26 protein-coding genes and 1 tRNA gene are annotated in these 26,664 nt (G+C 65.7%); 15 read left to right on the top strand and 12 right to left on the bottom strand.

Annotated features, from left to right (window positions below; translation table 11 throughout):
* Positions 1-17 precede the first annotated feature (17 nt).
* From AC1MCD_RS14790 to AC1MCD_RS14780, 3 genes are read right to left on the bottom strand one after another with little or no spacing between them, the layout of a single operon-like run.
* Positions 18-1,502 carry a catalase gene (locus tag AC1MCD_RS14790; RefSeq protein ID WP_498673009.1) on the bottom strand — a complete coding sequence of 495 codons (1,485 nt, stop codon included), beginning with the start codon at positions 1,500-1,502 and terminating at the stop codon, positions 18-20.
* Between the two features lie 7 nt (positions 1,503-1,509).
* Positions 1,510-1,992, bottom strand: a complete 483-nt coding sequence (locus AC1MCD_RS14785) for a Fur family transcriptional regulator (RefSeq protein ID WP_498673008.1) — start codon at positions 1,990-1,992, stop codon at positions 1,510-1,512.
* 30 nt (positions 1,993-2,022) lie between these two features.
* Positions 2,023-2,877: a hypothetical protein gene (locus AC1MCD_RS14780; protein WP_498673007.1), complete on the bottom strand. Its 855-nt coding sequence runs from the start codon at positions 2,875-2,877 to the stop codon at positions 2,023-2,025.
* Between the two features lie 78 nt (positions 2,878-2,955).
* Between AC1MCD_RS14780 and AC1MCD_RS14775 the strand changes: the two genes are divergently transcribed.
* On the top strand, positions 2,956-4,227 hold the full coding sequence (locus tag AC1MCD_RS14775; protein ID WP_498673006.1) for an MFS transporter: 1,272 nt from the start codon (positions 2,956-2,958) through the stop codon (positions 4,225-4,227).
* Positions 4,228-4,261: 34 nt separating this feature from the next.
* Positions 4,262-5,128: a zinc metalloprotease HtpX gene (gene htpX, locus AC1MCD_RS14770; RefSeq protein ID WP_498673005.1), complete on the top strand. Its 867-nt coding sequence runs from the start codon at positions 4,262-4,264 to the stop codon at positions 5,126-5,128.
* 35 nt (positions 5,129-5,163) lie between these two features.
* On the opposite strand, the gene AC1MCD_RS14765 is transcribed toward htpX, so the two are convergent.
* A complete protein-coding gene (locus tag AC1MCD_RS14765) occupies positions 5,164-5,655 on the bottom strand; it encodes a YajQ family cyclic di-GMP-binding protein (RefSeq protein WP_498673004.1) in 492 nt (163 codons plus the stop codon).
* A gap of 202 nt (positions 5,656-5,857) precedes the next feature.
* Between AC1MCD_RS14765 and AC1MCD_RS14760 the strand changes: the two genes are divergently transcribed.
* The 3 genes from AC1MCD_RS14760 to AC1MCD_RS14750 all read left to right on the top strand — a co-directional run bounded on the left by AC1MCD_RS14760 (position 5,858) and on the right by AC1MCD_RS14750 (position 6,972).
* Complete coding sequence (locus AC1MCD_RS14760; RefSeq protein WP_498673003.1) at positions 5,858-6,112, top strand: hypothetical protein; 255 nt, start codon at positions 5,858-5,860, stop codon at positions 6,110-6,112.
* A 181-nt stretch (positions 6,113-6,293) separates the two neighbouring features.
* A tRNA-Tyr gene (locus AC1MCD_RS14755) sits at positions 6,294-6,375 on the top strand.
* Positions 6,376-6,540: 165 nt separating this feature from the next.
* Positions 6,541-6,972, top strand: coding sequence for a CBS domain-containing protein (locus tag AC1MCD_RS14750; RefSeq protein WP_498673002.1), 432 nt, complete (start codon positions 6,541-6,543; stop codon positions 6,970-6,972).
* Between the two features lie 85 nt (positions 6,973-7,057).
* Here the strand turns inward: AC1MCD_RS14750 and AC1MCD_RS14745 are convergent, their stop codons facing one another.
* On the bottom strand, positions 7,058-8,041 hold the full coding sequence (locus AC1MCD_RS14745) for a LysM peptidoglycan-binding domain-containing protein (protein WP_498673001.1): 984 nt from the start codon (positions 8,039-8,041) through the stop codon (positions 7,058-7,060).
* Positions 8,042-8,480: 439 nt separating this feature from the next.
* Between AC1MCD_RS14745 and AC1MCD_RS14740 the strand changes: the two genes are divergently transcribed.
* Complete coding sequence (locus AC1MCD_RS14740; protein ID WP_498673000.1) at positions 8,481-9,035, top strand: acyl-CoA thioesterase; 555 nt, start codon at positions 8,481-8,483, stop codon at positions 9,033-9,035.
* Positions 9,036-9,069: 34 nt separating this feature from the next.
* On the opposite strand, the gene AC1MCD_RS14735 is transcribed toward AC1MCD_RS14740, so the two are convergent.
* Together AC1MCD_RS14735 and AC1MCD_RS14730 are read right to left on the bottom strand one after the other, a co-directional pair.
* Positions 9,070-9,699 carry an ABC transporter permease gene (locus tag AC1MCD_RS14735; RefSeq protein ID WP_498672999.1) on the bottom strand — a complete coding sequence of 210 codons (630 nt, stop codon included), beginning with the start codon at positions 9,697-9,699 and terminating at the stop codon, positions 9,070-9,072.
* Positions 9,671-10,609 carry an ABC transporter ATP-binding protein gene (locus AC1MCD_RS14730; RefSeq protein ID WP_498672998.1) on the bottom strand — a complete coding sequence of 313 codons (939 nt, stop codon included), beginning with the start codon at positions 10,607-10,609 and terminating at the stop codon, positions 9,671-9,673. The genes AC1MCD_RS14735 and AC1MCD_RS14730 overlap by 29 nt, the downstream gene beginning before the upstream one ends.
* Positions 10,610-10,769: 160 nt before the next feature.
* On the opposite strand from AC1MCD_RS14730, the gene AC1MCD_RS14725 reads away from it, so the two are divergent.
* Positions 10,770-11,225 carry a thioredoxin family protein gene (locus AC1MCD_RS14725; RefSeq protein ID WP_498672997.1) on the top strand — a complete coding sequence of 152 codons (456 nt, stop codon included), beginning with the start codon at positions 10,770-10,772 and terminating at the stop codon, positions 11,223-11,225.
* Positions 11,226-11,316: 91 nt separating this feature from the next.
* On the opposite strand, the gene AC1MCD_RS14720 is transcribed toward AC1MCD_RS14725, so the two are convergent.
* Positions 11,317-11,595 carry a putative quinol monooxygenase gene (locus AC1MCD_RS14720; protein ID WP_498672996.1) on the bottom strand — a complete coding sequence of 93 codons (279 nt, stop codon included), beginning with the start codon at positions 11,593-11,595 and terminating at the stop codon, positions 11,317-11,319.
* A gap of 113 nt (positions 11,596-11,708) precedes the next feature.
* Here AC1MCD_RS14720 and AC1MCD_RS14715 point away from each other — a divergent pair, with 113 nt between their 5' ends.
* Positions 11,709-13,385 (top strand): AMP-binding protein, encoded by a 1,677-nt coding sequence (locus AC1MCD_RS14715; protein WP_498672995.1) that lies wholly within the window; start codon positions 11,709-11,711, stop codon positions 13,383-13,385.
* 38 nt (positions 13,386-13,423) lie between these two features.
* Here the strand turns inward: AC1MCD_RS14715 and AC1MCD_RS14710 are convergent, their stop codons facing one another.
* Entirely contained in the window at positions 13,424-14,395 is a 972-nt protein-coding gene (locus tag AC1MCD_RS14710) for a DNA-3-methyladenine glycosylase family protein (protein ID WP_498672994.1), read from the bottom strand.
* Between the two features lie 130 nt (positions 14,396-14,525).
* Between AC1MCD_RS14710 and AC1MCD_RS14705 the strand changes: the two genes are divergently transcribed.
* The 5 genes from AC1MCD_RS14705 (at position 14,526) to AC1MCD_RS14685 (ending at position 19,502) form a co-directional block, all read left to right on the top strand.
* Complete coding sequence (locus tag AC1MCD_RS14705; RefSeq protein WP_498672993.1) at positions 14,526-14,918, top strand: VOC family protein; 393 nt, start codon at positions 14,526-14,528, stop codon at positions 14,916-14,918.
* 57 nt (positions 14,919-14,975) lie between these two features.
* Positions 14,976-16,361 carry a cystathionine beta-synthase gene (locus tag AC1MCD_RS14700; protein WP_498672992.1) on the top strand — a complete coding sequence of 462 codons (1,386 nt, stop codon included), beginning with the start codon at positions 14,976-14,978 and terminating at the stop codon, positions 16,359-16,361.
* A gap of 49 nt (positions 16,362-16,410) precedes the next feature.
* Positions 16,411-17,574, top strand: a complete 1,164-nt coding sequence (locus AC1MCD_RS14695) for a cystathionine gamma-synthase (protein ID WP_498672991.1) — start codon at positions 16,411-16,413, stop codon at positions 17,572-17,574.
* A gap of 111 nt (positions 17,575-17,685) precedes the next feature.
* Positions 17,686-18,180, top strand: coding sequence for a winged helix-turn-helix transcriptional regulator (locus AC1MCD_RS14690; protein ID WP_498672990.1), 495 nt, complete (start codon positions 17,686-17,688; stop codon positions 18,178-18,180).
* On the top strand, positions 18,177-19,502 hold the full coding sequence (locus tag AC1MCD_RS14685; RefSeq protein WP_498672989.1) for an MFS transporter: 1,326 nt from the start codon (positions 18,177-18,179) through the stop codon (positions 19,500-19,502). The genes AC1MCD_RS14690 and AC1MCD_RS14685 overlap by 4 nt, the downstream gene beginning before the upstream one ends.
* A gap of 63 nt (positions 19,503-19,565) precedes the next feature.
* Here AC1MCD_RS14685 and AC1MCD_RS14680 read toward each other — a convergent pair whose 3' ends face one another.
* Genes AC1MCD_RS14680 through AC1MCD_RS14670 form a run of 3 tightly spaced genes read right to left on the bottom strand, consistent with a single transcriptional unit; the run spans position 19,566 to position 22,936 of the window.
* The gene (locus tag AC1MCD_RS14680) at positions 19,566-21,110 is read right to left on the bottom strand and encodes an APC family permease (RefSeq protein WP_498672988.1); all 1,545 of its coding nucleotides are present in this window, start codon (positions 21,108-21,110) and stop codon (positions 19,566-19,568) included.
* Positions 21,111-21,158: 48 nt separating this feature from the next.
* On the bottom strand, positions 21,159-22,370 hold the full coding sequence (locus AC1MCD_RS14675) for a glutathionylspermidine synthase family protein (protein WP_498672987.1): 1,212 nt from the start codon (positions 22,368-22,370) through the stop codon (positions 21,159-21,161).
* Between the two features lie 2 nt (positions 22,371-22,372).
* Positions 22,373-22,936 carry a Tat pathway signal protein gene (locus AC1MCD_RS14670; RefSeq protein ID WP_498672986.1) on the bottom strand — a complete coding sequence of 188 codons (564 nt, stop codon included), beginning with the start codon at positions 22,934-22,936 and terminating at the stop codon, positions 22,373-22,375.
* A 181-nt stretch (positions 22,937-23,117) separates the two neighbouring features.
* Between AC1MCD_RS14670 and AC1MCD_RS14665 the strand changes: the two genes are divergently transcribed.
* Together AC1MCD_RS14665 and AC1MCD_RS14660 are read left to right on the top strand one after the other, a co-directional pair.
* Positions 23,118-23,774 carry an MOSC domain-containing protein gene (locus tag AC1MCD_RS14665; RefSeq protein WP_498672985.1) on the top strand — a complete coding sequence of 219 codons (657 nt, stop codon included), beginning with the start codon at positions 23,118-23,120 and terminating at the stop codon, positions 23,772-23,774.
* Between the two features lie 413 nt (positions 23,775-24,187).
* Positions 24,188-26,455 (top strand): DEAD/DEAH box helicase, encoded by a 2,268-nt coding sequence (locus AC1MCD_RS14660; protein ID WP_498672984.1) that lies wholly within the window; start codon positions 24,188-24,190, stop codon positions 26,453-26,455.
* The last annotated feature ends 209 nt before the right edge of the window (positions 26,456-26,664 follow it).

Genomic DNA, 26,664 nt, shown 5'->3' with positions numbered 1-26,664 from the left:
TTCTCCGGAAGACCGAATCAGCCGATCTTGTTGGCAGCCTCAGCGTCGGAGTCAACGGCGCCGGCGCCCAGGTTGGCGCGCAGCTTGGCGCCCAGTTCGGCGTCAACGTTGGTCCAATACTGGATGGCGCGTTCCTTGATCTCAGGGGTCTTCACACCGCCCACGGCACCGGTGATGGTCTCGAGCAGGCGGGCCTTGGCGCCGTCGTCGAAGACCTCGCGGTACAGGGTGCCGGCCTGGCCGAAGTCGCCGTCCTCGGAACGGAGGGAGTGCGCGGAAAGTGTCAACTCGCCGTCGTTCTCCCAGCCGCCGGCGGGGGAGGCCGGCTCAACAGCGGCGGGGCCGCCCACGGAGTTCGGTGCGTACACCGGAACGGAGGGAGCGTTGAAGTGGAAACGCCCGGCGCCGTCCTGGCTGTAGTTGTTGACCTGGCTCTTGGGCTGGTTCACCGGGATCTGCGCGTGGTTGGTGCCCACGCGGTAACGGTGTGCGTCGGCGTAGGAGAAGATGCGGGCCTGCAGCATCTTGTCCGGCGAAGCAGCGATGCCCGGCACGAAGTTCGACGGCGCGAACGTGGCCTGCTCGATCTGCGAGAAGTAGTTCTCCGGGTTCTTGTTCAGCTCCATGGTGCCCACGTGGATCAGCGGGTAGTCAGCGTGCGGCCACACCTTGGTGAGGTCGAACGGGTTGAAGCGGTACGTCTTGGCGTCCTCGTACGGCATGACCTGGACGTGCAGTTCCCAGGACGGGAAGTTGCCCTCGGCGATGTTTTCCTGCAGGTCGCGGATGTAGAAGTCCGCGTCCGAGCCGGCCAGTTCCTCGGCCTGATCCCCGGTCATGGCCTTGACGCCCTGGTTGGACTTGAAGTGGTACTTGACCCAGAAGCGCTGGCCCTCGGCGTTGATCCACTGGTAGGTGTGCGAGCCGTAGCCCTGCATTTCACGCCAGGAGGCCGGCAGGCCGCGGTCGCCCATGAGCCAGGTGACCTGGTGTGCGGACTCGGGGGACAGGGTCCAGAAGTCCCACTGCATGTCGGCGTCGCGCAGGTGGGTGCCCGGGAGGCGCTTCTGGGAGTGGATGAAGTCCGGGAACTTGATGCCGTCGCGGATGAAGAAGACGGGGGTGTTGTTGCCCACGAGGTCGTAGTTGCCCTCGGTGGTGTAGAACTTGACGGCGAAGCCGCGGGGATCGCGCCAAGTGTCAGGGGAGCCGCTTTCGCCGGCAACGGAGGAGAAGCGGATCAGCATGTCCGTCTCGGTGCCCGGCTGCAGGAACGCTGCCTTGGTGTACTTGGAGACGTCCGAGGTGGTCTTGAACGTACCGAAAGCGCCGCCGCCCTTGGCGTGCACTACACGCTCCGGCACACGCTCGCGGTTGAACTGTGCAAGCTTTTCGATCAGGTAGTGGTCAGTCAGGATGATGGCACCGTCGGCACCAACTGACTGGGAGTGCGCGTCGGACGTGACGGGGGCACCTGACTGGGTGGTTGAAATGGCAGTCATTGTTCTCCTATTTCTCTATTACTTGTGACGTTTGAGGGGAAAGTTTTTGGGACTGCTGGCAGTCCTGGCAGATGCCTTGGTACATCACATCTGCGATCTGGATGGTCATGGGCTTGGTGTTCTCATCCCAGTGCGGGGTGAGGCAGGGGGCATGCCCGACGGCGCATTCGACGTCCTCCACGCGGCCGCAGCTGATGCAGATGGCGTGGTGGTGGTTGTCGCCTACGCGGGTCTCGTACAGCGCGGGGGAGTGCGGCGGCTCGAAACGGCGCAGCATATGCAGGTCGGTGAGGTCGCCCAGGACAACGTAGACCGACTGTGCGGTGAGCTCAGGAAGCTCAGCCCGCGCTGCAGCAAGGATGCTCTCCGCCGGTGAATGCGGGTGGTGTTCGACGGCGGCAAGCACGGCAAGCCGCTGCTTGGTCACGCGGCGGCCGTGGGACCGCAGGGCAGCAGCCCATGCATCATGGCCGCCAAGGAGTTCCGTCATGGCTCCATTATTGCACTTATTATGAGCTCGTCATAATAAGGCCCGGTTAACACTTGGCAACGAAAGGAATTCCTGGAGGGGGTTGACCGACTCGCCCGCCGAGCGGCCCAAGGCGTGGACTTTGAGCGGTCCGGCACCCGGATCCGGCACCACGCAGCTCAGTCCCGTGACCCCGGGGCGATCGGTCAGTTCCTGCACGGCGGCCGCCAAAGCCAGCAGGTGCCCGGGCGTCAGTGCATGATCCGACGCCGGAGACAGCGACGCCGGGGAAAGAACAGTATGGTGCCGCCCTGCTTTCGCTGGGGGCGGGGTCGCCGAAATCCCGGGCAGCGGGCGGTCCGCCAGCGGGACGGACTCCGGGGCCGGCCCGTCGAGAGTGCACTTCGCGGCAGTATCGTCGGTCAGCACTGCCGCGAACTGCTCTCTCGCGCGTGCCGTGCGCTCATCCTCCGTGCGCTCCACAGCCGAGCGGCGCAGGGCGGAGCGCAGGCCGTCGTCGAACTTTGCGAGCTCCTCCGGTGCCACGGGCACGCGGCGCTGGGTGGGAAGCAGCAGCTGTTCGCCCGGGGTGACCGTCTCGCCGTCCCAGCGCCCGAACAAGTGGAACGTGGGCGTGGAGGACTCCACCTCCGGCTCGCCGATGGCCGCACCAATGGGGTGCCACTGGTGCGCAAACAACACAGTGCAGCGGGTTGCACCGAGAACGTCCGCAAGTGCCTGGCGGGCGGCGTTATGGCACAGGAGCCAGTCGGCTGCGGAGCGGAGGTCGAAGGCAACGGCGGGGTTGGTCAGCCGGATGAGTACGTGCCCTGCGGTCAGCGCGGTGCGGGGCCGGGCCACCTCCCAGACCTCCGATGCGTAAAGAAGCCGCCTGGACAGATTCATTGGCCAACTCCTTTCCCCGCCTGAGGATACCAAGCGCGCGGGACATCCGGACCCGTAAGCCACCATTAGGGTTGCTGGGTGGGGAAATTACTGGCAGATATCACACCGCTGCGGGAGAGCCCGGCTTTCCGCCGCCTCTGGCTCGGCTCTGCGGTGGCCGCTGTGGGAAGTCAGCTCACCCTGGTGGCCGTCAGCCTTGAGGTCTACCGGCTCACCCATGACAGCTTCTATGTGGGGCTGCTCAGCGTCTTCGCGCTGGTGCCGCTGGTGGTCGGTGGGCTGCTGGGCGGCTCCATCGCCGATTCCCACAACCGCCGTACGGTAGTGCTGCTGGCCAGCTCAGTCCTGTGGCTGACCACCGGACTGATTGCCCTCCAGTCCTGGCTGCAGCTTGGAAACGTCTGGATTCTCTACCTCCTGGTGGCGCTCCAGAGCGGCGCCCAGGCCATCAACCAGCCGGCGCGCAGTGCCATCATCCCCACGCTCATCCGCAAGGAACTGCTTCCCGCAGCCAACGCACTCAACATGATCACGTTCGGGCTGGCCATGACCATAGGGCCGCTCCTGGCCGGTGTCCTGGTGGCGTGGGTGGGCTTCGGCTGGACGTACACCATCGACTTCATGTGCTTTGTGTTTGTCCTGTGGGCGGTGTTCCGGCTGCCGTCGATTCCACCCTCGGGGAACGCAGGCCGGGCCGGGGTCCGGTCCGTTGTCGAAGGTTTCCGCTTCCTGGGCACGCGGCCAAACCTGCGGATGACGTTCATCATCGACCTCGTGGCCATGATCCTGGCCCAGCCGCGGGCGCTGATGCCGGCCATCGGTGCGCTGATGATCGGCGGCGGCGAATCGACGGTGGGTATCCTTCTGGCCTCCAGTGCAGTGGGCGCCTTCCTGGCCGGGCTTTTCTCCGGGCCCCTGGGCCGGGTCCGGTGGCAGGGGAGCGCGGTGGTGTGGTCCGTCATGGGCTGGGGCGCCTCCATTGCCGGCTTCGGGGTGGTGGTGCTCCTGGCGGGCCGGACGGACGACGGCGGCGCCACCCTTTGGCTGTTGCCTGCGGCCGTGTGCTGTGCCCTGGCCGGGATCGCTGACTCCATCAGTGCTGTCTTCCGCAACACCATCCTGCAGGCAGCCGCGCCGGACCACCTGCGGGGACGGCTCCAGGGGGTCTTCATCGTGGTGGTGGCCGGCGGCCCCCGCGTAGGAGACCTGCTGGCGGGCGGCGGGACTAAGATTTTAAGTGAGGGCTGGGTCCTGCTTTTGGGTGGGGCGTTGTGCGTGCTGGTGGCCTGGCTGGTCTCTCAGCTGCAGCCGGGTTTTCGGAAGTACGATGCTCATGACCCGGTGCCCTAAACCCTGCTTTGTTGGGGTGAATGGAGGAGTGGACGTGCACAAGCATTACAACGGACTGAAGACTGCAGCGCTCTTCGGGGTGCTCTGGGCCGTGCTTCTGGGGCTGGGCGGCCTGATTGGGCTCAGCGCCCGCAGCGCGGCGCCCATCTGGATCATGGCCCTGGTGGGTGTGGCCACCACTGCCTACGGTTACTGGAACAGCGACAAGATCGCCATCCGCTCGATGGCGGCCTACCCCGTCACGGAGGCCCAGGCGCCGCGGCTGTACCAGATCGTCCGGGAACTCTCCGTCCGGGCGAACCAGCCGATGCCGCGCATATACCTCTCGCCCACGATGAACCCCAATGCCTTCGCGACGGGCCGGAATCCCAAGAACGCCGCCGTCTGCTGCACCGAAGGGATCCTGCAGCTGCTCGATGCCCGGGAACTTCGCGGGGTCCTGGGGCACGAGCTGATGCACGTGTACAACCGGGACATCCTCACGTCCTCGGTAGCTGCGGCGGTGGCCGGTGTCATCACCTCGGTGGGCCAGATGCTGCTCTTCTTCGGCGGCGACCGGCGCAACTCCAACCCGCTGGCCATGCTGGCCATGGCGCTGCTGGCGCCCTTTGCGGCCTCCCTGATCCAGCTGGCCATCTCCCGGACCAGGGAGTACGACGCCGACGAGGACGGTTCGCAGCTCACCGGCGATCCGCTGGCGCTCGCCTCAGCCCTGCGCAAGATCGAGCAGGGTGTCCGGATTGCGCCGCTGCCCCAGGACCAGAAGCTGGTGAACACATCTCACCTGATGATCGCCAACCCGTTCCGCGGCGGCGCCATGACCAAGCTGTTCGCCACGCATCCGCCCATGGGGGAGCGCATCACCCGGCTGGAACGGGTGGCGGGACGGCCGCTCAACTGACGCTTACCGGTTAAGCCAGGCGCCGCCGTCGTCCGCTAGCTGCGGAAGTTCACGAACTGCAGGTCTGCCTCGTCAAAGTCCTTCAGCAGCGCCATGACGGACTGCAGGTCGTCACGGGACTTGGACGAGACACGGAGCTCATCGCCCTGGATCTGGGACTTTACGCCCTTGGGCCCCTCATCGCGGATCAGCTTGTTGATCTTCTTGGCCAGGTCCTGCTCGATGCCTTCCTTGATGGTGGCCTCCAGCCGGAACTCCTTGCCCGAAGCGAACGGCTCGCCGGTGTCGAGAGACTTCAGCGAGATGCCGCGGCGGATCAGCTTCGACTGGAGGACATCCAGGACGGCCAGGACGCGCTCCTCCGAGTTGGCCTTCATCAGGATCTTCTCACCGCTGAAATCGACTTCGGCGCCCACACCCTTGAAGTCGTAGCGCTGAACCAGTTCCTTCTGTGCTTGGTTCAGCGCGTTGGCCACTTCCTGCTTGTCCACTTTGCTTACGACGTCGAACGTTGACTCGCCTGCCATGACTCTCCTTGTGCCGGTGGGTGCCCTCGCATTGGCTCTGGAGGGCATGGATCTCTGCATTCCAGCCTAATACGGATGGGCTCAGACGCTAATGCGAAACTGGCACGGATCGATTCACAGTTCCCTCATAGCGGACGCCCGGCGGGAACGAAGCCGGGCAGGGGAGAGTTGAAGGAGTTGGAAGAAGCACGAAAGGGAAGCAATGCAAAACAACGCCGTCCGTTACGTCACCCGATCAACCGCCGCTGCCGCCGGGGCAGTTGCCACCGCAGCCACCTCCGTTGCGGCAGCCGCCCTGGCAGGTTCCATCATTTTCAGCCCCGTCCCGGATGCCTCTGCCCGCATGGATGGCGTTAGCGAGGATCTCCGGCGGGCAGTCCAGCTGAACCAAATCACCGAGGAACAGGCACTGAAGTTCGAGGCAAAGTTGGCTGGGCGCATTCTCGGCGAGGTCTGATTTCCCGGTTTTCCCACGGAACCGCGCGGTTTTTAGGGTCAGTTTCGATGGTGAAGCGGCTCGATTCGATTCTTCGGCAGAAGTTCTGTAAAGTTGTCTTGCCCGCGGTTACTGGAAGCGGAACGGCCCGGAAACGGACGTTCTGCAGACTGCAGCCGGGGGTGATCTTCTTTTGAAGTTCGGCAGATTACCCGAGCGGCCAAAGGGGGCTGACTGTAAATCAGCTGGCAACGCCTACGGGGGTTCGAATCCCTCATCTGCCACCCAAGGAAAAGCCTCCGGAACCACCAGGTTCCGGAGGCTTTTTTGTGCCCTGAATCAGGGGAGAATGCGCCGTCGACAGGTGCTCCGGGCCGGGCGTAGTCTGGCAACATCGGCGCATGTGCCCCGATGCCCTGCGTCGATAGTCAATCGATGAAGGAGGACCAATGAGTGTTGTACGCGAATTCATGACGACGGACGCCCGGTGTATCAAGGAAGACCAGACGCTCGAAGATGCCGCGCGGATGATGTTGGACCTGGATTGCGGATCATTGCCGATCTGTGGCGATGACGGCAAATTGAAGGGCATGATCACCGACCGCGACATTGTGCTCAAGTGCGTCGCTGCCGGCCGCAGCCCGCGCGAAATGATGGCCCGTGAGCTCGGCTCGGGCAAGCCGCACTGGGTTGACGCGGACGCAAGTGTTGATGAAGCCATCGAAGTGATGGAACGGCACCAGGTCCGGCGGCTCCCGGTCATCGCCGACCACAAACTGGTTGGCATCATCAGCCAGGGCGACATTGCGCGCAACTACACCGAGGATCGCGTGGGCGCGTTGGTAGAGCACATTTCCGAACGCCACCATATGTCGGCTTAGCAAACGCCTCGCCACCGAATTCCAACACAGCCTTGTTCGCGGCTCCTTACCTTGAAGGTTCGGAACCGCGAACAAGCTTAAGAACTCAGTTCAGGGCGATCAGGAGCATCTGGTTGGTGCCGGGGATGCACGTCTGCAGGATGGCCCGGGGGAATCCGCCGAATACCCGGATGACGTCGTTCGTGGTGCCCGGATTGGGTACCTGGCCCCGCGCCGTCGCCGTGAACGTGCCGTAACCGGGAATGCTGATGGTTTCACCCACTCCGATGCCGGAGAAGCGCGCCCAGCCGCCACAGAAGTCGTGCTCCGTGATGAAGAGCGAATAACCGTCATTTGGCGTGTAATGGATCGGCCCGATGCAGGCGTCAACCATGGACTGTCCACCGGCGCCCGCCACATAGATGGTCCGGACAGCCGGGGCCGCCGGTGCTACGGGAGCCGGGGCAGGAGCCGCAGCCGGTGCGGGCGCCGCGGCAGCCTGAACCGGGGCGGCGGCCGGTGCAGGTGCCGGAGCCGAAACCGCGACGGCGGGACCGGTCAGCTTCAGCGTCTGGCCGGGAACGATGACGCTGTAAGCACCCAGTCCGTTGGCGGCCAGCATGGCGTTCATGTCCACGCCATGCTGGGCCGCGATCCCACCTACGGTGTCGCCGGGGACCACCGTGTACAGGTTCGTGTCTGTTGCCGGCGGAGGTTCAGGGGCCGGTGGGGCTGGTGTCTCGGCCGGGGCGGCAGCTGCCACTGGAACCGAAGCGGGGTCAACGGCAGCCGGTTCAGCCGCCGCGGGGGAGGGCTCGTCCAGGGGTGCGGAGACAGGCGGTTCGGCGGCTTGTTCAACCGGTGCGTCCGCCGTCGTAATGGCTCCCGCCGCGGAAGGTGCCCCAGGCGTGGTTGCGGCAGGTGCTGTCAACGCGGCAACACTGACTGAGGCGACGATCACGGCGCTCGCCATGCCCAACCACAGCTTGGTGTTCACCGGCTTGCGGCCTGCTATGAGGTCGACCCGGGGGGCGTCTGTTTCGAAGTTTCGGCGTGGAGTTTCGGAGGTGTTTACGGTCGACTGGTTCATAGGTGGCCCATCGAGGGTCGGCCCGCCAACTGGTTTTGTGGCTATGCCATCAACCGGATGCAGGACGGAGCAACGTGTGATGCGCTTCGCGGTCCCGGCCTGTGGCCGGAACCCCTCAGCGCACGATGGGAGGCGCCCGCATACGAAAAATACGGTGCTCCGCAATGAAGCGGCATCACCCACCCCAGCATTGGAGGATGGCGCCGGCAACTTTGTTCGGCCCTAGGAACTCCGAGTCTAGGAAGGCCGTGCCGGCGGGGCACGAGTAGGGGCTACCCTATTATTTCCGCGGCCTACTTGGCCCGGCCTGAGTTTCCTACTCAACGCCCTTCTGGGTGGTACTCGCACCCGGAGCGCGCTGCAGCTCGTCACGGGAGCCGCGGCAACCACCCGGGAACGCCGAATTTGCCAGCATGTTACCCATGGGTAACATTGGGGCATGCACCTGCTTCTGCGCACCCTCCTGATGCTGTTCACATCCACCCGCCGCCCGGCGCTGACCATCTGGGGCACGTCGTCCCTGCCGCTGCGCGTCCTGCCCACCGACATCGACATCGCCATGCACGTCAACAACGGCATGTACTTTTCCCTCATGGACCTGGGTCGGTTCGACCTCATGGTCCGCAGCGGAGTGTGGAAGAGGATGCGCCAGCGCCGCTGGAGCCCGGTGGCGGCGGGGGAGACCATCGCGTTCCGGAAGTCGCTGCAACTGTGGCAGCAGTACACCATTGAGACGAAGATCATCGGACTGGATGCCAAAGCCATCTATTTCGAGCAGCGCATGGTGGCCGACGGCGAGATTTACGCGCGTGCCTACATCGCCACCCGCCTGGTCAGCAAAGGCAAACCTGTCAGCCAGGAGGAGATACTGCGCGAGTTCGGCCACCCGCCGGCTGACCTGGTGCTGCCGGACTGGATCCACGAATGGCGTGAGACCAATGCGCTGCCTGGCACCCGTACGCCGGCCCCGCACCTGTGGGACGCCACGGTCTGACTGCCCCGGCCGCGGGCGGGGCGGCAAGCGCAACCTAAGTGCCGACGTCACGCCTGCTGACAGCGAAGGCGGCCACGGCCACCAGCGCCGCCGAGATGCCCCACAGCATTCCGGCCGCAGCCCAGTCGGCTCCGTTGGCCACGGGCGCGTTCCCGTAGGCCCAGTGATAGGGGCTCAAACGGAGCAGCCAGTCAAGGTCCGGGCTCTGCCTTCCGACGGCATTGAAGACGTATCCCAAAACGCCGACGGCGGACCCCGCGGCCAGCCCGTAGGTGCGCCTGCCGGACACGGCGCCGGCGCACAGGGCAGCGGTTCCGGTCAGCAGCGCCAGCCCGGCAAACAGTACGGCCGCACCAAAAAGATTCTCCGGGCGGATATCCAGCCGGGCAGACTCGTTGAGCAACCGGACCATCACAAGAATCAGCGCCGCTAGAAGCAGGACCCGGACCAGCAGGGCCAAGGCGCGTTCCAGCACAACCTGGACCCTCGTCACCCCGTGGGCGAGGGTCAGTTCCAGCTGGCCCGATTCCTCGTCGCCGCCCACCGCGGCGGCGCCCCACCCCACCGAGGCGATGGTCATCAGCAGGAAGCCGATCAGTCCGAAGAGGGTTGCCTGGGTGTAGCCGGGGCCGGTGTCACTTGGCCGCCTCCCCGTGGGTTGCATCCCCGGGACTCGAATACATCTGCAGCACCGATTCCTCCAGGTCAGGCTCCTCCAGGACCAGGTCCCTCAACTGCAAGGTGCCCAAGGCCTTGACGAGGGGCTGGATGGCTCCCTCCAAGGTGGCGGACAGGGTGACGGTACCGTTGGACTCCAGTACCTCCACATGTCCGACGCCGGGCACCGCCCCCAGCAGCGCACCGGCGTCGTGCGCTGTTATCCCGTTTGCAGAGAACCGAAGGTGCCGGACGGCACCTTCCCGCAACCCGCTGACTGATTCGACGGCGATGATCCGGCCGTCCCGCAGGATGGCGACGGTGTCGGCGGTCTGCTGGACCTCGCTGAGCACGTGGGAACTGAGGAAGATGGTCTGCCCCTGCTGCCGGGCTTCGCGGACCATGGCGTGAAACTCCTGCTGCACCAGGGGATCGAGCCCGCTGGTGGGTTCATCCAGGACCAAGAGTTCGGGATCGTGCATAAATGCCTGGACCAGGCCGAGTTTCTGCTTGTTGCCCTTTGACAGCTTGCGGGTGTGCCGGTCGAGGTCCAGCCCCAGCCGTTCCGCCAACGCGTCGATCCTGCCGGGCGCCACCGGGCCGCTGATGGCCTCGTAGTGGGCCAGGAGTGTCCGGCCGGTTACGCGGCCCTCGAGGAACAGTTCGCCCGGCAGGTAGCCGATCCTGCGCCTGAGCTCCGGACCACCCAGCCGGGGATCCTTGCCCAGGACCCGGACTTCCCCGGAAGTGGGGCGGATGATGTCCAGCAGGCATCGCATGGTGGTGGTTTTGCCGGCGCCGTTCGGGCCGATCACCCCGAACACGGAGCCCGTCTCCACGCTGAAATCCACTCCGTGCAGCACTTCGCGGCGGCCGAATTTCTTGGTGAGGGACCGGGTGGAGATAGCGTGGGCCATGATCCCTCCTGTGTGCGGCTGTCAGCGGCTGATGCCCTTACGTTAGGCCCCGCAGTGTCCGGTGTACACGGCAATGCCGCGGATATTCCCGATGACGCGGGCAGCGAACAGGGCGCCTCCCGCTGGGACATCCGCCCGCGGCTCGCGTACCGTTGGAACCATGGCTACCTTAGACATCACAGGTGAACAGTTCGCATCGACCATCGAAGGCAACGACATTGTCCTGGTGGATTTCTGGGCCGAATGGTGCGGTCCGTGCAAGCAGTTCGGGCCCACGTACAGCGCCGTGTCGGAGAAGCACTCCGATGTCCTGTTCACCAAGGTGGACACCGAGGCCGAGCAGCAGCTCGCCGCGGAGGCCGGAATCACGTCCATCCCCACGCTGATGGCCTTCCGCGAAAAGGTCCTGGTCTTCTCCCAGCCCGGTGCGTTGAACGCCCAGCAACTGGAACAGGTTGTTGACGCCGTCAAGGCCCTGGACATGGACGAGGTTCACGCCCACGTGGCGCGCTCGCAGGCGGAAGCCGCGGCGGCCGCAGGCAGCAACCCGGGCGCCACGAAGAGTGCCGGCCCGCAGGACGGCACGCAGGACGGCACGCAGATCCCTGAGGCCTAACGGCTTAAAAAGCATCGATTGCTCCGTAAGTGCCTTTTAGAACGTTCAAAACGGCAGTTACGGAGCAATCGATGGTTAGGCGGAAGCGGAGTTAGGGCCGTTCGATCTTCACGGGCTCGGCGAGCAGTGCGCTCAGCGATTCGTTGAGGTCCTGCACGGCGATGCCTTTGGAATGCCTCTCCAGGTCTTCCTCGGACGCCCACTGTTCCGTCAGGACCAGCTTCTCCTCGGTGGCCTCGGTCAGCTCGTACTGGATGCAGCCGGGCTCGTTCACCACCTCGTCGATGGCGATTTCCAGTGCGAGCTTCACACGGAAGAACTCGCCGTCGTTGGGGATGAACGTTGCCTGCAGGTCGATGGGTGCACTCATGGATTTCACAATACCGGCCCCCGGGCGGCGTGCCGGCCGGTTGACGCGCGGACACCCTCCTGTTGCGCTCCCTTACGCTTTCATTGCCCGGGGTCAGTTGGTAGCGTGCCACCATGCGCGCTTACACAGCCGGGGACACTGACGTTCCGCTCCTTGAGGAAACCATCGGACAGAACTTCGAGCGGGCGGTGGCCCGGTTTCCCTTTCACGACGCGCTGATCGAAGCCGCGGCTGTTCCCGGCGGGGACGCCCGCCGCTGGAGCTACACGAAAATGAACGACGACGTCGATCGCCTGGCGCGTGCGCTTCTCGCCTCGGGCCTCGCGAAGGGTGACCGGGTGGGTATCTGGAGCCCGAACTGCGCCGAGTGGACGCTCCTGCAATACGCCTCCGCCAAGGCCGGTGCCATCCTGGTAAATGTGAACCCGGCCTACCGCAGCCACGAACTCGAGTTTGTGGTGAAGCAAAACGGCATGCGGATGCTGGTCACGGCACCGTCGGACCGGACCAGCGACTATGTGGGCATGGCCCGCCAGGCCCTGGCCGCCTGCCCGGACCTGCAAGAACTCGTGTTCCTGCCAGCCCCCGAAGCCGCCGGGCTCGGCGCCGGCGACCCCCAAAGTGAGGCGGAGCTGACGTATGCCGAGCTGCTCAAGCGGGCTGACGCCGTCGGACATTCCGGGCTGAAGGAACGGATGGCGGAACTGGGCCCGCACGATCCCATCAACCTGCAGTACACCTCGGGGACCACAGGCTTCCCCAAGGGTGCCACGCTGACGCACCACAACATCCTGAACAACGGCTTCTCGATCGGCGAGCTGCTGGGCTACACGGAGCATGACCGCGTGGTGATTCCGGTGCCTTTCTACCACTGCTTCGGGATGGTGATCGGGAACCTTGCCGCCCTCAGCCACGGCGCCGCCACCATCATTCCGGGACGCGGCTTCACCCCGGCCGCCGCGCTGGAGGCGGTGCAGGACTTCGGCGGGACGTCCCTCTATGGCGTGCCCACCATGTTCATCGCCGAGCTGGCCCTTCCGGATTTCACCTCGTACGATCTCTCCACGCTGAGGACAGGGGTGATGGCAGGGTCGCTGTGCCCCATCGAGGTGATGAACCGGGTCATTTCCGAGATGCACATGGTGGACGTGGCCATTTGCTACGGCATGACCGAGACCTCGCCGGTTTCCACCATGACCCGTGACGGGGACACCATGCAGCAGCGGACGGAAACCGTGGGCCGCACCATGCCCCTGCTCGAAAGCCAGATCATCGATCCTGGCACCGGGGAGGTCCTGGAGCGCGGGCAGATCGGCGAGCTGTGCACCCGCGGGTACGCCGTGATGCAGGGCTACTGGGACCAGCCGGACAAAACCGCCGAAGCCATCGACGCCGACGGCTGGATGCACACCGGGGACCTCGCCCGGATGGATGACGACGGCTACGTGGTGATCGAGGGCCGGATCAAGGACATGGTGATCCGCGGCGGTGAAAACGTCTACCCGCGGGAGATCGAGGAGTTCCTGTACACCCACCCCGCCATCCAGGACGTGCAGGTGATCGGCGTCCCGGATGCCAGGTACGGCGAGGAACTGATGGCGTGCATCATTCTGAAACCGGGGGCGGAACGGCTGGACGAGGCCGCCGTCGCGGAATTCTGCCGCGGCAAGCTGGCGCACTTCAAAATCCCGCGCTACGTGGATGTCCGCGAAAGCTTTCCGATGACTGTTTCCGGGAAGATCCGCAAAGTGGAGATGCGCGAGGAAGCCGTGGCCCGCCTCGGCCTTTAGTCCCGGCTCCTCCTGCAACCACGTTGCTGTAAGGAGGGTTAGTGCCGGCGGTGGTCCTGGATGGTCATCCGCGGGCCAAACGTGGGCTTGCGGAAGCCGCTGAGCCCGATCATCCGCACCACGCGCTGCCGGTGCCCTTTCCACGGCTCCAGCAGGGCCAGCATCCCGGCATCATCGGTCCGCCGGCCGGTCAGCGCGGCGCCCACATAGGCGGCAAGGTGGTAGTCGCCCACGGCGATGGAGTCCGGGCAGCCGTGGGTCCGCTGCACCACCTCGGCCGCGGTCCAAATCCCGATGCCGGGAATGACCTGCAACTTTGCTGCTGCCTCCAGGGCGGGGAGGGCAGCCAGCCGTTCAAGCGCGACGGCGGAGCGCAGCGCCCGCATGACCGTTGCGGACCGTTGGGGGCCCACTCCGGCCTGGTGCCACTCCCAGGAGGGGATGCGCAGCCACTGCTCCGGGGTGGGCTGGACGCGGAGCCCCTCGGGTGCGGCCGTTCCCGCGGCGGGTGCCGGCGATCCGAAACGGTACATCAGGTAACGGTAGCCGCGCCGGGCCTCGATGACGGTGACCTTCTGCTCCAGGACGGTGGGCACGAGGCAGTCAACCACGCGACCGGTGGATGGCAGGCGCACAGCCAGGTTCCGGCGTCGGGCATCCCGGACCATCCGGGGGAGGGTTGCGTGAAACGCAGGCTCGTCAAACGCAGACCAGTCGTCCCCTGCACCCAGGAGGCGGGGCACGCCGGCGAGTCCGGCAGCGGATCCGGGACCCCACGCCTGGGCATCAACGGCGCCACCCGCCGCAGCGGTGAGGCGCAGCGTGACCGGACCGTCCGGCGTCGTAAAGGCAGTCCACAGCCCGTCCGGGCGGAGCGAAAACGAGGGATCCCCGGTACCGCGCAGGAGTGTGCCCAGGGTCTGCTGCAGGCTGTAAGGGCCGTCCGGATGCCACCGGAGCGACGCATCCGCGGCGGCGGCCAGCCGGGCGGGAGCGTCAGCAATGGTCATGTCTTCATCGTCCCACGGCGGGCTGACAACGCGCGGTTCGGAGCCCCCTTACGGACCACGGATGCCAAGACTAGACTCCAACTGTGGCGCGGGGCGTCCGCGCCTTCCCCCGCATTCAAAGGAGCATGCAGTGGCTGGAGTTGTGCATTTCGAGATCCCCACCGGTGACAAGGAACGGGCCAACACCTTCTACCAGAGCGCGTTCGGCTGGACCCTGACCCCCATGCAGGGGATGGATTACACCAGCGCCATCACCACTCCATCGGACGAACAGACGGGCATGCCGAGCGCGCCGGGCGCCATCAACGGTGCCCTGTTCCCGCGCACGGACAGCCTCAAAACCCCCATCATCACCATCGATGTTGATGACGTTGACGCCGCCCTGGCGCAGGTCGAATCCGCCGGCGGGTCAGTGGCGCAGGCCAAGGACGCCGTTCCCGGCATGGGCTGGTACGCCTATTTCAAGGACACCGAGGGCAACATCATGGGCCTCTGGCAGACGGATTCCTCTGCGGGCAGTTGACCCCTGCCATCTGACCCCCGGAATAGGCAGGCCGCAGCAGGCGGTAACTTTGTACCTATGAAGTACGCGCAGTCCGTCCTGGACCTCATCGGAAACACGCCGCTTATCAAGCTCAACCACGTGACGGAAGGCATCAAAGCCACTGTCCTGGTCAAGCTGGAATACATCAATCCCGGCGGCTCCATCAAGGACCGCATCGCGGTGAAAATGATCGAAGAGGCCGAACGGACCGGCAAGCTCCTGCCCGGCGGCACCATCGTCGAGCCGACGTCGGGCAACACCGGCGTCGGGCTGGCACTCGTGGCCCAGCAAAAAGGCTACAAGTGCATCTTTGTGGTGCCGGACAAGGTGGGTGAGGACAAGCGCGCCGTGCTTCAGGCCTACGGTGCGGAGGTTGTTGTCACGCCCACCTCCGTGGCCCCGGACAGCCCGCAGAGCTACTACAGCGTCTCGGACCGGCTCGTCACCGAAATCCCCGGCGCTTACAAGCCGGACCAGTTCTCCAACCCGGCCGCCCCGGGCAGCCACTATGAGACCACCGGGCCGGAAATCTGGCGGGACACGGACGGCAGGGTCACGCACTGCGTGATCGGCGCCGGCACCGGCGGCACCATCACCGGCACCGGCCGGTATCTCAAGGAGGTCTCCGGAGACCGTTCCGAGGCCGACGGCGGCCGGGTCAAGGTCATCGGTGCGGACCCCGAGGGTTCGGTGTACTCGGGCGGCACCGGGCGCCCGTACTTCGTCGAAGGCGTGGGCGAAGACATGTGGCCGGACAACTACGACAAGTCCGTGCCGGATGACGTCATTGCCGTCACCGACGCCGACTCGTTCGAGATGACCCGCAGGCTGGCCCGCGAGGAGGGCCTGTTGGTGGGCGGCTCCTCCGGCATGGCCGTGGTGGCAGCACTTAAGGCGGCCCGCGACCTCCCCGAAAGCGCCGTGGTGGTGGTCATCCTCCCCGACTCCGGCCGAGGCTACCTGGCCAAGATCTTCAACGACCAGTGGATGCGCTCCTACGGCTTCCTCTCCGGCGGCGAAGAAGCGTCGGTGGGCGAGGTCATTAAGACCAAGAACGGTGAACTGCCGGACCTCGTGCACATCCATCCGAACGAGACCGTCCGCGATGTCATCAACATCATGAACGAGTTCGGCGTCAGCCATATCCCCGTCCTCTCGCAGGAACCGCCCGTGGTGATGGGCGAGGTCCTCGGCGCGGTGGACGAGCGCACCCTGACCAGCAAGCTGTTCCGCGGCGAGGCGAAGCTGACGGACAAGATCTCCGAACACATGGGGGAGCGGTTGCCGGTCATCGGCTCGCTGGAGACCATCTCCGCGGCCCGCGAACTGCTCTCCGACGTGGACACCGTGATGGTGACGTTCGTGGGTGCGCCCGTTGGAATCCTCACCCGCCACGACCTCCTCGCCTACCTCAGCAGCTAACCGGCCAGCTGGTTGAGCCTGCCGTAACCCCGCCACGAAAGGATTACCAATGTCTGCTTCTGAATCCCAGGGCTTCAACACCCGTGCCGTCCACGCCGGCCAGGCCTTCGAGCCCCGGACCGGCGCCGTGGTCCCGCCGGTGCACTTCAGCTCCACCTACGCCCAGGACGGCATCGGCGGTCTCCGCGACGGCTACGAATACGGCCGCGGCACCAACCCCACCCGTGACGCCCTGCAGGAGCAGCTCGCGGCGCTCGAAGGCGGCACCCACGCGTACTCCTTCAGTTCCGGTCTTGCAGCGGAGGACTCGCTGATCCGGGCGCTGACCCGGCCCGGTGACCACATTGTCCTCGGCAACGATGCCTACGGTGGCACGTACCGGCTCATCAGCCGGGTCCTGGGCGATTGGGGGATCGGCAACACCCCCGTGGACATGGCCGACCTGGACGCGGTGCGCAAAGCTGTGGCTGCAAACAAGACCCGGTTCGTGTGGGTGGAAACGCCGTCCAACCCGCTGATGAAGATCACCGACATCGAGGCGCTCGCCACCATCGCGCACGACGCCGGTGCCCTCCTGGTGGTCGACAACACCTTCGCGTCGCCCTACCTGCAGAACCCGCTCGCTTTGGGTGCCGACGTGGTGGTGCACTCCACCACCAAGTACATCGGCGGGCACTCCGACGTGGTTGGCGGCGCGATTGTGGTCAACGACGAGGAGCTCGCGGAGAAGATCGGCTTTGTCCAGTTCGCCGTGGGAGCGGTGTCCGGGCCCATGGACGCGTTCCTCACCACCCGCGGGCTGAAGACACTCGGCGTGCGCATGGACCGGCACAGCGAGAACGGCCAGGCCGTGGCGGAGTGGCTGCTGCAGCGTCCCGAGGTGGAGGCAGTGCTCTACCCGGGCCTGCCTTCACATCCCGGCCATGAACTGGCCAAGAAGCAGATGAAGAAGTTCGGCGGCATGGTGTCCGTCCAGTTCAAGGGCGGCGAAGCGGCGGCCCGCACCGTCGCGGAAAACACTTCGGTGTTCACCCTGGCTGAGTCCCTTGGCGGCATCGAATCGCTGATGAACTACCCGTCCGAGATGACCCACGCCTCGGTCAAGGGCACGGAGCTGGCCGTTCCCGTCAACCTGATCCGGCTCTCCTGCGGCATCGAAGACGTGGAAGACCTGATCGCGGATTTGGAGCACGCCTTCACGTTCCTGAAGTAACCCGCGAGAGAGCACTTCGCGCTAGTCGGGCAGCGAAACACCACCGCGAAGTGCTCGCTCGCGGGACAGCGGACCATGGCTTTCTTCAAGAAAGTCAGCTAGGGTGCCTTTATGGCACTTCGATCCGATTTCTCCGCCCGAAACTGCAGCATGGCACGCGGCCTCGACATCCTGGGCGACCCATGGACCATGCTGGTCCTCCGCGAGGTTTTCTTTGACAACGGGCGCTTCGACGCCATGAAGTCCCGGCTCGCCGTCGCGGATTCGGTGCTCACCAAGCGTCTGGCACGGCTGGTGGAGTCCGGCCTGCTGGTCAAAAAGGCCTACGACGACGGCGGACGTACCCGCCAGGAGTACGTCCTGACACCGCGGGGAGAGGATGCCCTTCCCGTGCTCAACGCTGTGGTCATGTGGTCGGAGAAGCACCTGCCCGCACCCTCCGAGCAGGCCCATATGTTTGTGATCCATTCCGGCTGCGGTCAGCGGACCAGCTCCGCGGACACCTGCACCGGGTGCGGGGAACGGCTCACAGCCGCGAACACCAGCTGGCACAGCCTTACCCGGACGGACGCGCCGGTCCAGCTCGCCACGGCCGCCGCCGCATGAGCACCACCGAAACCACCCGCCGCCGGCGGATCCACCCTGCCTGGGTTGTTGCCGCGGTCGCTTTCCTGGCTCTTGTGGGGGCCGCCGGCTTCCGGGCCGCCCCGGGTGTGCTTATGGTGCCGCTGCAGCAGGAGTTCGGCTGGTCCACCACCGTTCTGTCCGCCGCCGTCAGCATCAACCTGGTTCTGTTCGGCCTGACGGCGCCTTTCGCAGCGGCCCTGATGGAACGGTTTGGGATCCGCGCCGTCACGGCCGTTGCCCTGGTGATGATCGGTGCCGGCAGCGCGCTCACGGTCCTGGTCAGCCAGTCCTGGCAGATCCTCCTGACCTGGGGGCTCCTCATCGGCCTGGGCACGGGTTCCATGGCGCTCGTGTTTGCGGCCACCATCGCCAACACCTGGTTCGCCAAGAGCCGGGGCCTGGTGATCGGCATCCTGACTGCCGGCAGCGCCGCCGGCCAGCTTGTGTTCCTCCCGTTCATCGCCATGCTGGCCCAGGATCCAGGCTGGCGGCAGGCTTCGCTGCTGATCGCCGCCGGCGCGCTGGCCGTCGTTCCGCTGGTGCTGAAGTTCCTCAAAAACTCACCGGCCGACGTCGGCGCCCTGCCTTACGGCGAAACCGAGCCTGAGGAGGGCGCGGCTTCGCCCGATGCCGCGGCCGCCCCTGTTGTGGAAAGCGGACGCAGCAGCAACGCCGCCGTGCGTGCGCTCCAAGTCCTCAAACGGGCCAGCCGGGTGCGCACTTTCTGGGCGCTGGTGGCAGGCTTCGCGATCTGCGGTGCCACCACGAACGGCCTGATCGGCACCCACTTCATCCCCTCCGCCCACGACCACGGCATGCCTCAAACCACCGCGGCCGGGCTGCTCGCCGTCGTCGGGATTTTCGACATCCTGGGGACCATCGCCTCCGGCTGGCTGACCGACCGCTACAACCCCAAAGTCCTGCTGGCCGTTTACTACCAGTTCCGCGGGATCGGCCTGCTGGTGCTGCCGCTGCTCCTGAGCGCCACCGTCCAGCCGAGCATGATCGTGTTTGTGGTGATCTACGGCCTGGACTGGGTGGCCACCGTGCCGCCCACCGCAGCGATCTGCCGCAAGACATTCGGTGCGGACGGCAGCGTGGTGTTCGGCTGGGTCTTCGCCGCGCACCAGCTCGGCGCGGCCGCGGCGGCCCTCGGCGCCGGTGCCATCCGTGACTCCACCGGCGAGTACACCTACGCCTGGTTCGGCGCCGCGGCCATGTGCACCATCGCCGCCGTTATCAGCGCCACGATCCGCAAGGACAAGACGTCAAAGGAACGTGTCCCGGTGGCCGCCGCCTGATCCCTCCCCAACTGGGTAGCGCTAAGTGTCGTTTTGAGCCCTCAAAACGACACTTAGCGCTACTTACTTGGGGGCCGACGGCGGTGTGCTGGCTGCCGTCGTCGTCCTCCCCGTGAAGTACCCCCGCGTTGACGGCAGGAACCGGCAGGCGACGGCGAGCACCACGCCAAGGGCGAGGAGCACTACGCCGCTGATGAAGGCTCCGCCGATGCCGAAGATCTGGGTGTCGCCGTACGCCGGATCCCACATCTGGACGGCCGAGATGAAGAACGCCGCGGTCAGGATCAGGGCGCCGATGAGGGGAAGGATGCCCCGGAACCAGAGGTTGCGGGCCGATTCGCGGAGGGTGCCCCGGAAATACCAGCTGCAGGCGAAGCCGGTCAGGGCGTAGTAGAAGGCGATGAAGAGGCTGATGGCGCTGATCGAATCGGCCAGCAGGTTTTCGCTGAGGATGCTCATGGCCACGTAGTAGGCGACGGCGGCGGCGCCCATGACCTGGGTGGAGAAGCCAGGCGTCTGGTTGCGGGGGTGGACTTCGCCGAACTTCGGCGGCAGCGCGCCGTGCACGCCCATGGACAACGTGCCGCGGGCCGTGGGCAGGATGGTGGTCTGCGTGGAGGACAGGACCGAGGCCAGGACGGCGACGATGATCAGCCAGCCCCACGGGCCGAGGACAACGTCCTTCATGGCCAGGAATACATCGCTGTGGTTCGCCTCGTTGCCCAGGCCAATGCCCTCGGTGCCCACGGTGGCATACATCATCACCAGCAGGGCCACCGAGACGTAGATGGCCACGAGGACAAAGGCTGAAATGATGGCGCCGCGACCTGGCGTGGTGGACGGGTTTTCGGTCTCTTCGTTCACCGCGAGGCAGGTGTCCCAACCCCAGTAAATGAACAGCGCCAGCAGCGATCCGTGCACCACGGCACCTGGATCCTCGAAGGCGCCGGCCGGGTTGAACCACTCGAAGTCAAAAGCCTGGCCCTCCGGCGCACCGCCGGCAACCCTGATGATGATGGCCAGCGCGAAGATACCCAGCGACACATACTGCACGTAGGTCAGGACCCGCTGGACATGCTCGCCGAGCCGGATGCCCCGGTAGTTCACCAGGGTCATAAAGACAATAAACAGCACCCCGGTGGCCGTGACCAGCAGCTTGTTCTGGGCCAGCGAACCGTCGCCGATCAGCAGCCACAGGTATTGCCCGGCCACCTGCGCCAGGTTGGCCAGCACCACGATGCCCGCCAGGGCGACGCCCCAGCCGCCCAGCCAGCCGGCCCAGGGACCGAACGCCCGGCGCGACCACGTGAAGGTGGTGCCGCAGTCCGGCATGGCACTGTTCAGCTCGCGGAACGCGTAGGCGATGAAGAGGACGGGGATGAAGCCGAGGATCAGGATCAGGGGAGTGTAATTGCCGTTGACTGCCACGATCAGGCCCAGCGTGGCGGCGAGTGAATACACGGGCGCCGTGGAGGCCAGGCCCAGCATGACCGAGTCGCCGAGGTCCAGGATTCCTGCCCGGAGCCCCTTCGCCGGGACGGCACCACCGGCACCGCCGCCTGAATCGCCGCCGGAGCCGCCGCCCGCCGTCGTGGTCTCCGCGCTCATAGCGTCACCGGGTTCATGCTGCCACCGGGCTCGGAAGTGTCAGGGGGCTCATAGCGCGATACCTGCCTTATTGGAGTGTGCCTGCGCCGAAAGCGGCGCCGGAGCGTCAATGGTGTTGGGCACAAAACGGCAGAAGTAATCGGTGATGGGGCCGTCCGATTCCCGGATTCCGCAGCCCACGGACTCGCCGTCGACTACCCAGAGGCCGAGGACGGGGTGGTTGCCGTCGAAGTCGGGCAGGGACTGGAACTGCTGGTAGCACCAGCCCTCCCGGCCGTACCCGCCCGGCTGCTCCAGGCTGATTCCCTCGGCGTGGATCTTGATGTTGTCGCCTTCGCGCCCGTGCAGCGGCTTGGCCACCCACTCCTTCAGGGGCCCGGGCTCGTTGAGGTAGGCGGGCAGGAGATTGGGATGGTCAGGGTACAGATGCCAGAGCGCGGCGAGCAGGGCCTTGTTGGAGAGCAGCATCTTCCAGGCGGGCTCCACCCAGCGCGGATTGTGGGCACGCTGCAGGAGCCTGTGCCCGAACGGTTCCTTCATCATCAGTTCCCACGGATACAGCTTGAACATGGTGTTGATCATGAAGTTGTCCAGGTCCACGAACCTGTTCAGGTTCGGGTCCCAGCCGATGTCGGACATGTTGATTCCGATGGTGGTCCAGCCCGCTTGGCTGGCAACATCACGCATATAGGCGGCCGTCATCCAGTCCTCGCCGGATTCTTCGGCCTCGGAGTGGGCGATGTGGAGCGTGCTCATCCCGGTGCGGTACTGCATCTTCTTCCACTGCCGGATCAGGGCCTCGTGGATGCCGTTCCACTGGTCCTTCTCCGGAAACACATCCTGCAGCCAGAACCACTGCGCGACTGCAGCCTCGATCAGGCCCGTGGGGGTGTCCGCGTTGTACTCCAGCATTTTGGCCGGCCCGCCCTGGCCGTCATAGATGAAGTCGAAGCGTCCGTAGACATCCATGTCGCCGGCCTGCAGCGACTCGGCGGCAAGCTCCAGTGCCTGCCGTCCGATGCCGATGTTTCCCATGGCGCCGGTGGCCATGAACTTGGCAGCCTCCAGGCACATCTTGTGCATGTCTTCGGCCTGGAACTCGAGCGACTCCACCTCGTCCTCGGTGAATTCGTAATAGGCGGACTCGTTCCAGTATTCGATCTTCCGGCCGTCGGGCATGGTGGTGGTGGAGAAGACCAGGCCCTGCTCTTCGATCTTCTGCTTCCAGTCAGGCCTGGGCTCCGATAACAACCGCTTCACGCCTAGCCCCCCGTGCTTCCGCCTTTGGAGCTGCTGCCAAAGCCGCCCCTGCTGACTGTGCCGCCCTTGGTGCTGTAGCCGGTGGAGGCCTTGGCGCCGCTGGGAACGGTTCTGCTGAAGTTCGGCGCCGTTGACCGGTTCTGACCCACGGCGGGCACGCTTGCGCCTCGGGAGTAGAAGTACCAGGCATAGAGTGCGCCGCTGCGCCCGGCCGAGCTGTTGCACTGGGTGTCCTCCACGCGCTCGCCGGTTTCGTCGTTGAAACAGACCTGCGCGTACTCGGGCTCATCTTCGTTGCTGGCCACGATGGCGGTGATGGTGCCGGCCAGGAGGGCGGTGACGCCGAGGCCCACCACCACCGTGCGGCGCTGCGAGCGTTTTTTGCGGGCGGCCATTTCATGCGTCTGGCGCTCGCGGTCCTTGGCGAAGGGGTCCACCGACGGGGTGGGCTGATTCAGAAGCTCCGGCCGCAGTTCCGGCTTGGGGACCTGCCACGGCGGGGGCTTTGGCGCGTCCTTGGCTTTGTCCCCGGCCGGACCGTCGGTTGGGTCCTTGTCCGCGTCCATGACATCCCCCCTCGGTAGTCGATGTTGAAACTCGAGCTGAAAGTGGGCGCAACGGTGCGCCGGAAGCTCAATCCTGAAATCAGCCTAGCCGGTGCCCCCGCCGGCAGCGAGCAGAAACGGGGGGGAGAAGTCCCCACCCGCCCCCCGACAGAACGCATGGGCGGGAACTTACACTGGAGCCATGGAAACTGCCTCAGTGCTTGCCGTTTGCCGTGTCCACCAGCTCCTCGCCGATGAGGGGATAGTTGGTGTTACTGCCATCGACAAGCGTCCGGTGGAGGGGCCGGTCCGCATCCACCGGCTGGGCGTCCACGGGGACATCCAGGCGGACAGGATCAACCACGGCGGGGAGGACCAGGCCATTTACGCCTACTCCCAGGCAGACGCGGATTACTGGGCCGGAGAGCTCCAGCGTGACCTTCCGGCCGGCATCTTCGGCGAAAACCTTCGCGTCACCGGCATCCAAACCACCGGCGCCGTCATCGGCGAACGCTGGAAGATCGGGCTCGACGTCGAACTGGAAGTCACGTCCCCGCGCACGCCCTGCGCTGCGTTCCAGCGGCGTATGGGTGAGCCCCGGTTCGTCAAGCGGTTCACCGAGGCAGGACGCGTGGGCGCTTACCTCCGGGTGATCCGCCCCGGAACAATCCGGGCCGGCGACCACATCCACCGCATCTTTGTGCCGAAGCACGGGATCACCGTGGGTAAGTGGTTCAGCGAACCTGACCTGGAGTCCATGGAGGCACTTCGGGATGCCGACGCCGACGGAGAGATCCGCCTGCAGCAGCCCGAATACGGTGTGAAGTTCGAGCGGCTGCAGCGGCAACTGGCCGGATAGTGCCTGCCAGGACCCTCATAAGCGGCACCCGCGGGGGCCATGTGCGCAAGCTCACCGCCGCCGTCGTGCGTTCAATTAGCCGCTAAGCGGATGCGTACCTTACACTTGAAATATCCCCCACTCCGGAAATCCCTTATTCCTGCCCAATTTTTGAGGCAGGACTGGCAAGTGTTGGGGCCCGCACAAGCGATGCGGGCATTTTCATAGGGAGAGCCGGCTAAAGAAAACGCTGTACAGACTGCTGGGATAGCAGCCAAGAGATGCAGCGGGAAGTCCTGCCACGGGATTGCGAAAGCGCCGGACTTCCAGTGACCGGCCGGTCAATGTATGCCCGGCACCCACGGCACACGTACTGCGGCTCCGCTCACCTCGGGTTGTGCCGCCTGGCCCCCTATGGATGAGGAAATTTCCCTATGCCCGAAAATCAGAACGACGCCACCGAAGCGGTAAACGCAGAAACTGTTGCCGTCGAATTCACCGAGGCCGCTGTGCCCGCAGCTGAGCCCGCCGCTGAAACCGAAGCGCCCGCAGCAGAAGCTCCGGCTGCCGTCGAATTCACCGAGGCCGAAGCACCCGCCGTCGAAACCGCTGCAGAAGCTCCGGTTGCCGAAGAAGCGCCCGTAGCCGAAGCGCCCGCCGCCAAGGCCGAAGCCCCCGCTGCCAAGGCTGAGGAAGCCCCCGCAGCCCCGGCTGAGGACGAAGAAGAGGGCATCAAGTTCGCCGATCTCGGCATTGACGCCCGTGTTCTCGCCGCCCTGCAGGACGTCGGCTACGAAAAGCCTTCCCCCATCCAGGCAGCCACCATCCCGCTGCTGCTCGAAGGCCGCGACGTGGTGGGCCTCGCCCAGACCGGCACCGGCAAGACTGCAGCATTCGCAGTACCGGCACTGTCCCGCCTGGCCGAGCTCCACGACCTCAACGGCCCGTCCCGCAAGACCCAGGCCCTGGTCCTGGCACCCACCCGCGAACTGGCTCTCCAGGTTGCCGAGGCCTTCACCTCGTACGCCAAGCACATCGATGACTTCACCGTCCTCCCCGTCTATGGCGGCTCCGCTTACGGCCCCCAGCTCTCCGGCCTGCGCCGCGGTGCGCAGGTTGTTGTGGGTACTCCCGGCCGTGTGATCGACCACATCTCCAAGGGTTCCCTGGACCTGTCCGAACTCCAGTACCTGGTGCTGGACGAGGCTGACGAGATGCTGCGTATGGGCTTCGCTGAAGACGTGGAGCAGATCTTCCAGCAGACCCCGTCGGACCGCCAGGTTGCCCTGTTCTCAGCCACCATGCCGAGCCAGATCCGCCGCATGTCCAAGCAGTACCTGAACAACCCGGCCGAGATCTCGGTCAAGTCCAAGACCACCACCGGCGCCAACACCCGCCAGCGGTACCTGCAGGTCATGGGCCCGCACAAGCTCGACGCGCTGACCCGCATCCTCGAGGTTGAAGAGTTCGACGGCGTGATCGCCTTCGTGCGCACCAAGATGGCTACCGAGGACCTGGCTGACAAGCTGAAGTCCCGCGGTTTCCAGGCTGCCGCCATCAACGGCGACATCCCGCAGCAGCAGCGCGAACGCACTGTTGACGCGCTGAAGGAAGGCCGCATCGACATCCTGGTGGCCACCGACGTCGCCGCCCGCGGCCTTGACGTTGAGCGCATCAGCCACGTGGTCAACTACGACATCCCGCACGACACCGAGTCCTACGTCCACCGCATCGGCCGCACCGGCCGTGCAGGCCGTTCCGGCGACGCCATCCTGTTCATGACGCCGCGGGAGAAGTACCTGCTGCGTTCCATCGAGAAGGCCACCCGCCAGCCGGTGGAGCAGATGCACCTGCCCACGGCCGAGACCGTGAACACGCTGCGCCTGGGCAAGTTCGCCGAGAAGATCACCGAGACCCTCGAGTCCGAGGACGTTTCGGCCTTCCGCGACCTCATTGCGTCCTACGAGCAGGAGCACAACGTTCCGGCCGCGGAAATCGCTGCCGCGCTGGCAGTCATGGCCCAGGGCGGACAGCCGCTGCTGGTCAAGGAACTGCCCGCAGCTCCTGAGTTCCAGAAGCGCGAGCGCTCCAAGGACGGCTTCGGCTCACGTGGCCCGACCCGTACGCTCACCGAGGGCAACGCCACCTACCGAATCGCCGTCGGACGCCGCCAGCGCGTTATGCCGGGTTCCATCGTGGGCGCCATTGCCAACGAGGGCGGCATCTCCTCGGCCCAGATCGGCGGCATCGACATCCGCTCGGACCACTCCCTCGTGGAGCTCCCGGCGGACCTGAGCGCCGATCAGCTGCGCGCCCTGTCCCGCACCCGGATCGGCGGCGAGCTGATCCACCTCGAGCTGGACAACGGCCGCAAGCCTTCCAGCGGTGGCGGCGAGCGTGGCGGCTACCAGGGCAATCGTGGCGGCGACCGCGGCGGTTACTCCGGCGGCGGCGACCGTGGCGGCAACTTCAAGGGCAGCGGCGGGTTCAAGAAGGACTTCCGCAAGACTGACGGCGAGCGTTCCTCCGCTGACCGCGGTGGCCGTTCATACAGCGACCGCTCCGAGCGCAGCGTTGGTGCCGACAGCGGTTCCAGCCGCGGCCAGGCCAGCGATTCCCGCTTCGGCGGCCACGGCGACGGCTCACGCAAGCCCCGCACCGAAGGCGGACAGGGCGGTTTCAACCGCAAGGGCAAGTGGTAACCGTCAGCTAGTCTGACAAGTTTCTCCCCGAGGGGCCGGCTTTCGAGCCGGCCTTTCGGCGTTTAACGCCCGACGGCGGGCTGCCGCGGCGGGTGCGGTCCTTGGCAGCAGGCGCCTCCCACCATACGATCGAGGGGCTACCAATGGCGTAGCCGCGGACCGACTTGCCCCGAACCGGGTCCCGTCGGCCGTTAAGCCTAGTGAAAGGC

The organism is Arthrobacter sp. BF1 (genome assembly GCF_056680215.1).
This window is presented reverse-complemented; position numbering and strand designations above follow the sequence as displayed.